The sequence below is a fragment of the Candidatus Hakubella thermalkaliphila genome (genome assembly GCF_013281975.1).
GTDB classification, from domain to species: domain Bacteria; phylum Actinomycetota; class Humimicrobiia; order Hakubellales; family Hakubellaceae; genus Hakubella; species Hakubella thermalkaliphila.
The window spans coordinates 1-10482 of record NZ_BLRZ01000070.1; the positions used below are offsets into that span (position 1 = coordinate 1).

Here is a 10482-nt window from a genome sequence, read left to right on the forward strand (position 1 = left end):
GAATCGAAGTTCAGGTCTCACAACCCAGTCCAAATCTTGATGAATCCATCCGCAGTAACGTTTCGATAACTCTTAGTCAGATCTACTGTCTCCACCACTTTCGAGTTCAAGGTGGAGGCGTCCTACCGGGGTGAGGGAGAACGTACCTTCGATCTTTCCGCCAAAGCACGCGAAGGGTGGTATGCCTCCATTCAGCCGGCTTACGAGCAGACCGAGATAGCAGCGGTTCGAATGCGGCCTTTTTCTCCCGAGAGCCTGAAGATCGTGTTGATCCCCCTCAAGAACATGTCACCGGGAGAATATGTGGCCACATTGGAAATAAGCTCCGGGGATCTCAGGGACAGCATCGATCTCAAAGCTGTAATTACAGCTACTTATAAGCTGGCCCTGAGCACCTCCACAGGTCGATTGAACACCAGCGTCACTGCGGGAGAGGACAATCACTTCGCCCTGATTCTGGCCAATCAGGGATCAGATGCCATCGAGAATATCAGCTTTTCTTCGGACAAACCCGAAGGCTGGAGCATTACTTTCAAGCCAGATAAGGTAGAGTCTCTGGAAGCCGGGAAAACACAGGAAGTGGATTTGACCATAAATCCGCCCGGCAAAACTATAGCCGGGGATTACGCGGTGACCGTAAAGGTCACCAGTGATAATGCCTCCGATGACCTGGAGCTCCGGATTACCGTATTGACCCCCAGTCTGTGGGGATGGGTCGGAGTGGGAATTGTCCTGATAGTGGTGGGTGGCCTGGCAGTGGTATTTGTGCGATTAGGCAGGCGATAGGCAAAATGAACGAGCAAGCTGTGGTGGAGACAGTAGATCTGACTAAGAGTTATCGAAACGTTACTGCTGTGGATAAGCTAAACCTCCGGATTGAAGAGGGTGAGATTTTCGGGTTCCTGGGGCCTAACGGAGCAGGAAAGACCACTACCGTGCTTATGCTCCTGGGATTAACCGAACCTACCTCCGGTACGGCCCGGGTATGTGGACATAACCCTACCCGGGAGCCTCTGCAGGTCAAACGAATAACAGGCTATCTGCCAGAGAAAGTAGGTTTCTATGAGGACCTCACGGCAAGGCAGAATCTTGCCTATACGACCAGACTCAATGATTTGGCCGATGAGGATGCCTCCAGCGTAATTAACGAAGCGCTGAACATAGTGGGTCTCTCGGATGTAGCCGACCAAAAAGTCGGCAAGTTTTCCCGAGGAATGAAGCAACGGCTGGGCATAGCCGACGTGCTGGTTAAGCACCCCAGGATGGTATTTCTGGATGAACCTACATCCGGCCTGGATCCTGACGGAGCCAACCAGATTTTGGACACCATTGCCCAGATGAGCAAGGAGCATAAGATAACCATTGTCCTGTCCTCTCACCAACTCCCTATGGTGCAGAGAATATGTGACCGGGTGGGGATACTGGTCAAAGGGCGCCTGGTGGCAGAGGGGCCCATAGAGCGCCTGGGAAGAGAAGCTCTGGGCGGAGGGCGATTCAGAATCGAAGTTCAGGTCTCACAACCCAGTCCAAATCTTGATGAATCCATCCGCAGGATTAACGGCGTAGTGAGCGTTGAGAAGTCAGGGGACTTTCTATTCATTACCTGCGACCAGGATTTGAGACCACAGATAGCCAAAGCCATTGTCGATAGTAATACCTTGTTGGTCCAAATGAAGATTCAGGACTACGGTTTAGAAGAAATATATATGAAATATTTCCGTGAGGGATAGCCATGTCTGGATTAATGACCGTTTTCTGGAAAGAGTTAGCCGATCACTTTTGCAGCAAGAGGTTCATAATTTTGCTCTCCCTAATATATCTGGCCGGGTTGTCAGCAGTCTATGTAGCTCTTCAGACTATAAGGAGTGAGGTTACCGGAACCACCGAACTGGTCTTTCTCAGGCTGTTTACTACCTCTGGTGGAGTCTTACCTCCTTTTCTCGTTTTCATTATCTTCTTTATACCCATAGTAGGGATAGCTCTCGGCTTCGACTCTATAAACAGCGAGCGATCCAGCGGCACTCTAAGCAGAATTTTATCTCAGCCATTGTTTAGAGACGCCGTCATTAATGGAAAGTTCCTGGCTGGCCTGGTTACTATGGGTATTATGCTGGTAAGTATAGTTACCATAATAGGGGGAATGGGACTTCGCCTTATCGGTGTCCCTCCCAGCTCTGAAGAGGTTTGGAGAATTCTGATCTTCCTGGGAGTGTGTATTATCTATGGGGCATTTTGGATGAGCCTGGCCGTACTTTTCTCCATTTTGTTTGAGCGCACAGCCACCTCCGCCTTGGCTGCCATAGCTATCTGGATATTTTTTACTTTCTTCATGCCCATGATTGCCGGCCTGGTAGCAGATGCCATAGTCCCTCTTAGCCAGTCCGAGGCACAAAGCAATCCAGCCCTGATAGTGAAACATGAAGAAGTTGAGCGGATGATCCTGCGAATCTCACCGACGACCCTTTTTGGGGAGGCCATGGTGACCATCCTGGTTCCCACAGTGAGGACTCTCGGGCCGATGTTAGTAAGGGAGACGACCAGAATGATACCCAATCCCCTGCCCTTGAGAGAAAGCCTCTTGATTGTCTGGCCTCATCTGACCAGCCTGATCGCCCTCACCGTCATCTGCTTCGCTATCTCCTATGTGAAGTTCATGAGGCAAGAGATAAGGGCAACTTAGGCCTAATCTCTGTTTTTCAAGATACTGTAATAGGGCCAACAAATCAACAAAGGACCGGTACCTTCTCTCTTATATTAGGCGGAGCAGTTCTATGAGCTGGTCGAGCTGTTCTTTTCCCTGCCGCGCCGGCTAAACGAAATGTTTGAACGTACGGACGCGGAAGGCTTGCCGCTGCAGCTTAGCTCCCCTGACCTGGAAAGGGCTTTCGCCTACATGGACAGGCTCATCAACCGCCTTTCCTTCAGCATCGTCCTGCTGTCTACTTAGAAAATAGATTTCCATTTTCATGGTTCCGGGTGACGGCCCCGTAATGAGAATTAGCATGATTATGGCCGGCCTGATTATTGGTTCCTACCTGGTGGCCAGCATCACCAGGGAAACGCTGCTCTGGCGGCTGCCGATTATTGAAACAGGTTTTGCCCTGGCAGGTGTCATGGCCATCTGGTTGCTCTTTGCCATCCTGCGCAGCGGGAGACTGTAGGCTTACAGTCAACATCTCTGGTTAAGCTAATCCTGCTCGCTGCGCGTTAGTCTTCAGCTATGTCGCAAGCTAGCCCCTTGCCTGCCTGGCGATGAGGGAGGCAAAGACGCCGGCGCCAAACCCGTTGTCAATATTGACCACTGCCAGGCCCGGCGAACAAGTCTGGAGCATGGTCAAAAGTCCCGCCACGCCGTCTTTGCCCATGCCATAGCCCACCGAAGTAGGCACGCCGACCACCGGCACGCTGACGTGGCTGGAAACCACAATAGGCAATACCGCGTCCATCCCCGCCACCACCACGATGGCGGCCACTCCTTTTTCCAGCATCTCCGTCAACGGCTCATAAAGCCGGTGGATACCCGCCACCCCGACATCATAAGCTTTGATGACCTCACAGCCCATGACCCGGGCGGTGGTAACCACCTCTTCCGCCACACCGATATCGGCTGTCCCGGCGGCCAGCACACCAATCCTGCCATTTTGGGCAAAAACATGTCCTTTACGCTTGAGGACGCAGGTCCTGGCCTGGCGGTTAATTTCCAGTTCATACCCCTCTGGCAGGTTTTTTTCGAGTTCGACAAGATCGCTTTCCTTAACTCTGGTAATCAGGGCATAGCCGTTGGCCTCCGCCATAGCCAGCGACAGACGGCACACATCTTCCGGCTGCTTATCCTGCGCCAGAATTGCTTCAGGGACTCCCGTCCGCCTGGCTCTGTTGGCATCCAGTTTGGCCACATCGCCAATTTTTTTGATCTGCAGCACGTTAAGCTTCTGCTTGGCGGCGGCTATATCAATTTCTCCCCGCACCAGAGCTCGTAAAATTTCTTCCACGGGTAGCCTCCCTTTGTCAATCAGTTTTTTAGGATCGGGAAAGTGGTGAAGCCGGAAGGCATGATGTGGACACAAAAGTCGGGTAGCAGCCACTTCCGGGCCATAGCCAGCGCCTCTTCCAGCGTAACAGTTTGGTTTTCCAGAGGATAACCTCCGGAACGCCCTTCCGTTTCTCTCGATGGATGTCCACGTGGGCAAACTCCAGATCGTGTAAGGAAGAGGTGGAAAGATCTGCCAGCGCCTCCTCCACGCTAATGCGACTCTCTTTTACTCCACTGAGAAGTCTTTCTATATCTTCTCTCTTCAATGTCACCCTCCATCTCCTGACCTGCCTGGGCCAGGCTTCAGTGACCCTTATGCCAGACGCTCTATGAGATGTCAGACCCGTCCCTGACTTATGCCGGACCCCATCAGAACTTCGTTGGCGCTTCCGGAACGGAAACCGGCCAGATCCAGAGAAATGTAGATAAAGCCCAGCTTTCTGAAACCTTCCACAATCTGGCTCCTGACCTCCGACTCTATCAAGCAACGAAACTCAGACGGGGGGACCTCAATCCGAGCAGTATAATCATCATGGATGCGTACTCGCAACTGGGTGAAGCCCAGGGACCGCAGCAGGCTTTCGGCCTTCTCCACCTTCTCCAGTCTTTCCTCCGTTATTTCCAGACCATAGGGAAACCGGGAGGAGAGACAGGCCTGTTGAGGCCTATCCCAGATAGGCAGGCCCAGTTCTCGGGAGAGCTTCCGGATCTCCTCCTTATTGAATCCCCCTTCCCGAAGAGGGCTGCATACCTGAAACTCCTCAGCAGCTCTGTGACCAGGCCGATAATCTGTCAGATCATCCAGATTCTGGCCATAGGCGACGCGTCGGATACCCAGCTCCTGCGCCACCTGAGAAAGTTTGCTGAAAAGCTCTCTTTTACAGTGGTAACACCTGAGGGGAGAGTTTTCAACGAAGCCTGGGTCCTCCAGCTCCTGAGAGGTGATAAGAATGTGTTTAACTCCCAGCACCCGGACCATCTCCCGAGCAAATTCCAGCTCATCTTCCGGATAGGTAGGGGAGAGGGCCGTCACCGCCACAACTCTATCTCCCAGGACTTCCTGAGCCACTTTGAGAAGAAGGGTGCTGTCCACCCCTCCGGAATAGGCTACTACCAGGTCTTCCTGGGCCAGGAGTTTTTTTAACTTCTCGTACTTCTGCGCCAGGTCTTTGTCCATCTCTTGTCCAAGACGATAACTATAGAACCAGTCTTTCAGCTATCTTCCTATCAGCTTCGAGATCGTCCATCGCGTAGTGTATAGATATGGCATTTCTCTCCCAGCAATCTGACATCAACCGCTGTCACAGTCAGGACCTCTCTCCACATTTCGTTGGTGATATTGTACCATCCTCTGCCCCACCCTACCAAATCAGAAAGCAGGACTCCAAACATCTCGATAGTTAGAGAAATTTATGCTATTTTTCTTATAAGACTTGAAAAAATCCAGCGGATGTTCCACCTTCGCTAGAAATCTATCGCTAAGGAGGTGATAAAAATGACCAAAAATGGAAGAAAACTGCTGTTGACTGGCCTGATCCTGGCCGGCCTGATCGAAAAGAGAGTGGCCGAGCGCAGAAAGAAGCTCCTCAAAAAACTCAGCGCTCTCAAAGCCAAACACAAGGACATTCGGGAGGAGCTCCGCCGAGAGCTGAGAGAGGTAGCTGAGGAGCTGGATGCCATGCTGGCTGAAGAGGAGGAGAAAAAGGAAGAGGAAAAGGGCCCAGAGGAAAGAGCCGCAGAATAAAAACATCTTGACCAAAAGTATTTTACTGGAGATGACCGAGGAAATACTACCACCGTCTGGAAGGCTAGGGGGGAGAATTTTTTCTGAAGCCCACACTTTTCTGGGGGTCACTGCTTAAGCTTACTCAATCTCAGCCATGTTCCTCCCCAATCTGGAAAGCTCTTCGCTGAAAGAGAGCTGCTCTATCTTTTACAAATCCAAACAAAAGATGAGCTATGAATAAAAACGGAGTAATGGACCAAGAGATACACTTCAAGGCAAGATTCCTGAAAATAGCCTTCCTATTCCTGAGGGTGCTTTCCAGCTATTACTTGCTTTTCTTGCTGGCCAAAATTTTGGGCAAAGATTATCAAAACAGGAAGATATCGGGCCTAAACCGAAAGAACGCCATCAGGATAAGAGAGGCTGCTCTCAGACATAAGGGCGTCCTGATTAAAATAGGGCAATTCATCAGCGCCAGAGCCGATTTCATGCCCCTGGAATATCTGGAGGAGCTCTCCAGGCTCCAGGATGAGGTCCCACCTGTGCCCTTCTCCCAGATAAGGGAGCGGGTTATCCAAGAGCTCGGAGGCCCGCCTGAAACTATATATTCCTCCTTTGAGGAGAGCCCCATAGCAGCAGCTTCCCTCGGTCAGGTTCATTCAGCGACTCTATCCTCAGGCCAGAGAGTGGCGGTCAAGATCCAGTACCCAGGAATTGAGAAAATAGTATCCACTGATCTGGCCACCTTGAAGTGGATAACAGGTATCCTGAGCAAAATTAAAAAAGGTATCAATTTCGACCTGATATATTCCGAGTTCTCTAAAGTACTGTACGAAGAACTGGATTATGTCCATGAAGGTCACAACGCTGAAAAGATCAAAAAGAACTTCAAGAGTGATGAGAGAGTCATTATCCCCAGCGTAATCTGGGATCTCACTACCCGGAAAGTCCTCACTCTCGAATTCGTCGAGGGCATCAAGATTACCGAGGTGGAGAAGATCGAAAAAGCCGGCATAGATAGAACAAAAGTGACCCGACTCCTGCTAGATGCTTACTGTAAGATGATGCTAAAGGACGGCTTCTTCCACGGCGACCCCCACCCTGGTAACATCTTTGTCCAGTCTGGTCCGAGAATCGCCTTCGTGGATTTCGGGATAGCCAAAGACATCCCTCCTTCTCTAATGCAGAGGTTAGGAGATCTACTTGTCTCCCTTGGGCATAAAAACCCTCAGGGGATCGTCCAGGGACTGGTAGGAGTAGGCATCCTTCTGCCGGACCAAGACTTCGGAGCTTTAGAGAAGTTCATCAGCACTCTTATAGAGAAATATGGAAATCTGTCCGTCTCCGAATACAAAAAGATGAACTTCTCTCAAGAGGGCCGAGCGCTTCACAGACTCTTACACTCCACATTGGCTATTCAGATTCCCAATGATTTCATCTTCATTGGTAGGACTCTCGGTCTTTTAAACGGCCTGGGCGCCAGGCTCGACCCTGAGGTAGACTTGATCGATATCCTGGCCTCCTACGTGAGCGAGCTTATCACCGTTGAAGAGGAAGACTGGATAGACATAATTATTGATCAGGCCAGAGAGATTGGTGTAGCGCTCACCACCCTGCCCCAGCAATTGCAGCAATTCCTGGCTAAAGCCAATGCGGGAAAGTTGGAAGTCCGAATTGCTAATCGGAGTGACTCTACCAGCGAAAGAAAGGCTTTTCGTTTCAGGCAACAGCTCCTGAACGGGGTTCTCTTTCTGGCTACCTTCCTCCTCTTCCTGTTCTTGCGTTCCAACGGTGATCAGATAGCCAGTTGGCTATCTGCCATCGCCTCAGGCCTCTTCCTCCTCTTGTACATCTACTCCTCTTTAAGATAGGTTTGATCCCAGTCGCGGAGTTGAAAAAATAATCGGAAATGGTAGAATAATAGCAGAGCGTCCGTAATTCAAAGGTAGAATGTCAGCTTCCCAAGCTGAATGTTGCGGGTTCGATTCCCGTCGGACGCTCCAGAAAGATTGTTGAACACCATATAAAGGGAGGTGATCAGTATGGCTGAATACAATAGAGGACTTAACGTGGGATTTGCTGCTGGAGTAGGTTTTGTTCTGGGACTCTTCGCAGGGGCTCTTATGGGCATGCTCTATACCCCAAAGCCAGGGGCGGAGCTGAGGCGAGAGCTCAAGGAGAGAGGAACAGAATACTACGAAAAGGGCAAGGAAGCCGTAGACACAGCGATGGAGAAGGCAAGAGAAGGAATCGAGGTTGGTAGAAAAAGAGTCACGGAAATTGCTGAAAAAGTGGCTGAGCGAGTGGAGGATATAAAGAGCGCTGTCTCTAAAGCCGCTGAGGCCGGTGAAGAACAGGCGGAGAAGGTAAAACCAGAATAGGACAAAAAGCAGCCTGCTATAGGATTCAGGCAAAACCAGTAAAAACAAAGCTTAGCCCTACAAGGTCATTTACCTGAGTACATACAATATGTTGTGGTTCAATTAAAGAAATTGCCCTACATATTGAACCAAGATTCTTAAGTATCGCTGTAGGGTTAGGTCAGCCTGTGTAAAAACTTCCAAAAGGTGCCTTTGAAAGGGAAGCTATCTCTGCACTTAGGGTTGCGATACCGACTTTATACGCCGGTTGGGGCAAGACAAAGAAGAATGTAGTCAAGATAGGCGATTGAAAAGTCGTCTATCTTTTATTGTGCGCCCACGCCGCGTACCCTGTGAGATAAGGAGACACGACGCCCTCTCCGGCTTGATTAGCAACGCAAGCGCCCTACTCAAAAAAGGCTTGCTCCATTAAGTCGGAAAAGTTTGCCTACAGATAGAAACGTTCTTTGGCATAGATAGGACCCACTTAACCCGAAGGTGTGGCCGGCGGTTGCTCTTCCGCCTCCTTCCTTCCCTCTTCTCTCTCCATAACCTGCCGGGTACCGGATGTCTCAGACACGAATATCCCTCCTGGCCTTGCAGGTGAAGGGGGTACATAAACAAGAGTCATCTTGGTGTCTATCAGCTTGAGGCCCAGCTTGGAGGAGACAGTATTCTGGACTACCTGCATCACCTCTTGGGTCTTGCCGGGCACGTCTATATCCTGACTGATCTCCACCAGGAGGCGGGCCACGATGCCTTTACCCTTCGGCTCAACCCTGACTCTCGCATTGTGGATCTCGCTGACCCTGATCACATCCTGTCTTATCTGATCAGCAATAGAAGTAACAGAGATCCTGGCTTTTCCGGTTTCAAGATTGGCCACCGTGACCGTCTGCGGCCTCCGGATGTAAAGCTCAAGGATCAGCAGAAGAATGGAGATAAGAAGAACCAAAAACAAAATGCCGGCCAGGCCAAAGCGGCCGAGAAAGTCAAGAGTAGGGCTAATAGCATCCAGCAGGGTGGAGGAGTCAATGACATTGATAAAGGTGTCTACCATGATGACGGCGGAGATGAATATCACCACGAGGAGGAGAAGAACTACGGCAATCCGATTGAAGATGTTAAGCGCATTCATTTCTACTATTCTCCTGGTTACTCTTTAAAATAAGAAGCTCCTTGAAAATCCAACCTGTTTGCGACAAACCAAAGCCTACCTCAACAACGTCTAAATGTCAAAATTCCAATACCACGCTAGGAGACAAATTATGACTCTCTTTGTGATAGCAAATCCTGCCTGTGGCGGAGGAAGGGGAGAAAAGTACATCCCCCAGATAGAAAGAGCTCTCGAGGATCTAAAGCTGGAATTCAAGCTGGTCAGAACCTCGCGCCCCCAAGAGGCCGTTGACCTGGCCCGAAAAGCCGTAGCGGAGGGATTCCAAAGGATTGTAGCCGTAGGAGGCGATGGGACTGTTCACGAAGTGGTCAATGGAATCTCGGGAACAGGAGCAATCTTGGGTATCGTCCCCATCGGAGACGGCAATGATATCTCTAGATCCCTGCAGATACCCCGGGACATTCCAGCCGCCTGCCGCATACTAGATAAGACCTATACCAGAACAATCGATGTGGGTACAGCCAACGGCACTTATTTCGTGGGCGTGGCCAGCACCGGATTTGACTCTGTAGTCACCGAGATAGCCAACAAAATGACCATCAAAGTCCACGGCCCAGTCAAATACACTCTTGCGGCTTTCCGGGCTCTCACCAGCTTCAGAGCCAGCAAATTCCACTTTAACTGCGATGGCAAACTATCTGCAGAGAGAGCCTTGCTCATTGCGGTGGCCAATACCAGAAGCTACGGGAGTGGCATGATGGTAGCCCCTGCCGCTGAGCTGGATGATGGTCTTTTTGATATCTGCCTGATTAAGGAAATCTCCAGATTCCACTTCATCCGGGTCTTTCCCTCCGTCTTCTCCGGCCAGCATATCAAGGATCCCCATGTAACCATATTTAGAGCCAGGGAGATAGAAATATCTTCGGAGGATCCCTTTCACGTCTATGCTGACGGGGAATACATAATGCCTCTTCCAGCTAGATTCAGAATTGTTCCCAGGGCCCTGGAGGTAATAGTACCCTCTCCTGCCACCAAGTAGCAGGATTAAAGGTACTTGCTAATGCTTCTCCCCCGATACCGCCTCATCAGTGTTCCAGAAACGGCTCTTTATGAATGATAGCTGCCACCCACGATAATGGCATCGTACTTCAACCCAAAATCTCCACTCTTAAAAACGCGCCTGAATAAGGCTGTTTGTTACTCATCTTATGCTCAGTCTGGGACAATATCTCCTACTTCCCCTTTG

Annotated in this window: 12 protein-coding genes and 1 tRNA gene; 9 read left to right on the top strand and 4 right to left on the bottom strand. The window is 50.4% G+C overall.

Annotation, left to right across the window (positions count from 1 at the left end):
• Positions 1–111 precede the first annotated feature (111 nt).
• The 4 genes from HW443_RS07315 to HW443_RS07330 all read left to right on the top strand — a co-directional run bounded on the left by HW443_RS07315 (position 112) and on the right by HW443_RS07330 (position 3161).
• Entirely contained in the window at positions 112–786 is a 675-nt protein-coding gene (locus tag HW443_RS07315) for a COG1470 family protein (protein ID WP_176238026.1), read from the top strand.
• A 5-nt stretch (positions 787–791) separates the two neighbouring features.
• Positions 792–1730 (top strand): ABC transporter ATP-binding protein, encoded by a 939-nt coding sequence (locus tag HW443_RS07320; RefSeq protein WP_176231225.1) that lies wholly within the window; start codon positions 792–794, stop codon positions 1728–1730.
• A gap of 2 nt (positions 1731–1732) precedes the next feature.
• Positions 1733–2680 (top strand): ABC transporter permease, encoded by a 948-nt coding sequence (locus HW443_RS07325; RefSeq protein ID WP_176231224.1) that lies wholly within the window; start codon positions 1733–1735, stop codon positions 2678–2680.
• A gap of 310 nt (positions 2681–2990) precedes the next feature.
• Positions 2991–3161: a hypothetical protein gene (locus HW443_RS07330; RefSeq protein ID WP_176230588.1), complete on the top strand. Its 171-nt coding sequence runs from the start codon at positions 2991–2993 to the stop codon at positions 3159–3161.
• 69 nt (positions 3162–3230) lie between these two features.
• Here the strand turns inward: HW443_RS07330 and larB are convergent, their stop codons facing one another.
• The 3 genes from larB to larE form a co-directional block, all read right to left on the bottom strand.
• Complete coding sequence (gene larB / locus HW443_RS07335) at positions 3231–3992, bottom strand: nickel pincer cofactor biosynthesis protein LarB (RefSeq protein ID WP_176231222.1); 762 nt, start codon at positions 3990–3992, stop codon at positions 3231–3233.
• Between the two features lie 28 nt (positions 3993–4020).
• A complete protein-coding gene (locus HW443_RS07340; protein WP_176231221.1) occupies positions 4021–4305 on the bottom strand; it encodes a hypothetical protein in 285 nt (94 codons plus the stop codon).
• A gap of 65 nt (positions 4306–4370) precedes the next feature.
• The gene (larE, locus tag HW443_RS07345; RefSeq protein ID WP_176238027.1) at positions 4371–5210 is read right to left on the bottom strand and encodes an ATP-dependent sacrificial sulfur transferase LarE; all 840 of its coding nucleotides are present in this window, start codon (positions 5208–5210) and stop codon (positions 4371–4373) included.
• A gap of 318 nt (positions 5211–5528) precedes the next feature.
• Between larE and HW443_RS07350 the strand changes: the two genes are divergently transcribed.
• The 4 genes from HW443_RS07350 (at position 5529) to HW443_RS07365 (ending at position 8140) form a co-directional block, all read left to right on the top strand.
• A complete protein-coding gene (locus HW443_RS07350; RefSeq protein WP_176226496.1) occupies positions 5529–5777 on the top strand; it encodes a hypothetical protein in 249 nt (82 codons plus the stop codon).
• Positions 5778–5992: 215 nt separating this feature from the next.
• Complete coding sequence (locus HW443_RS07355; protein ID WP_176231219.1) at positions 5993–7630, top strand: ABC1 kinase family protein; 1638 nt, start codon at positions 5993–5995, stop codon at positions 7628–7630.
• A 57-nt stretch (positions 7631–7687) separates the two neighbouring features.
• Positions 7688–7762 (top strand) — tRNA-Gly (locus HW443_RS07360).
• A gap of 39 nt (positions 7763–7801) precedes the next feature.
• Positions 7802–8140: a YtxH domain-containing protein gene (locus HW443_RS07365; RefSeq protein WP_176231218.1), complete on the top strand. Its 339-nt coding sequence runs from the start codon at positions 7802–7804 to the stop codon at positions 8138–8140.
• 466 nt (positions 8141–8606) lie between these two features.
• On the opposite strand, the gene amaP is transcribed toward HW443_RS07365, so the two are convergent.
• Positions 8607–9257, bottom strand: coding sequence for an alkaline shock response membrane anchor protein AmaP (amaP, locus tag HW443_RS07370; protein WP_176236193.1), 651 nt, complete (start codon positions 9255–9257; stop codon positions 8607–8609).
• Positions 9258–9387: 130 nt separating this feature from the next.
• Between amaP and HW443_RS07375 the strand changes: the two genes are divergently transcribed.
• Positions 9388–10275, top strand: a complete 888-nt coding sequence (locus HW443_RS07375; protein WP_176231216.1) for a diacylglycerol/lipid kinase family protein — start codon at positions 9388–9390, stop codon at positions 10273–10275.
• Positions 10276–10482 lie beyond the last annotated feature (207 nt).

What these genes read in the sequence shown, in the direction of transcription:
- HW443_RS07355 (WP_176231219.1), top strand. Translation starts at nt 5,993, where the DNA reads ATGAATAAAAACGGAGTAATGGACCAAGAGATACACTTCAAGGCAAGA.
- HW443_RS07350 (WP_176226496.1), top strand. Translation starts at nt 5,529, where the DNA reads ATGACCAAAAATGGAAGAAAACTGCTGTTGACTGGCCTGATCCTGGCC.
- HW443_RS07320 (WP_176231225.1), top strand. Translation starts at nt 792, where the DNA reads ATGAACGAGCAAGCTGTGGTGGAGACAGTAGATCTGACTAAGAGTTAT.
- HW443_RS07325 (WP_176231224.1), top strand. Translation starts at nt 1,733, where the DNA reads ATGTCTGGATTAATGACCGTTTTCTGGAAAGAGTTAGCCGATCACTTT.
- HW443_RS07375 (WP_176231216.1), top strand. Translation starts at nt 9,388, where the DNA reads ATGACTCTCTTTGTGATAGCAAATCCTGCCTGTGGCGGAGGAAGGGGA.
- amaP (WP_176236193.1), bottom strand. Translation starts at nt 9,257, where the DNA reads ATGAATGCGCTTAACATCTTCAATCGGATTGCCGTAGTTCTTCTCCTC.
- HW443_RS07330 (WP_176230588.1), top strand. Translation starts at nt 2,991, where the DNA reads ATGAGAATTAGCATGATTATGGCCGGCCTGATTATTGGTTCCTACCTG.
- HW443_RS07365 (WP_176231218.1), top strand. Translation starts at nt 7,802, where the DNA reads ATGGCTGAATACAATAGAGGACTTAACGTGGGATTTGCTGCTGGAGTA.
- larE (WP_176238027.1), bottom strand. Translation starts at nt 5,210, where the DNA reads ATGGACAAAGACCTGGCGCAGAAGTACGAGAAGTTAAAAAAACTCCTG.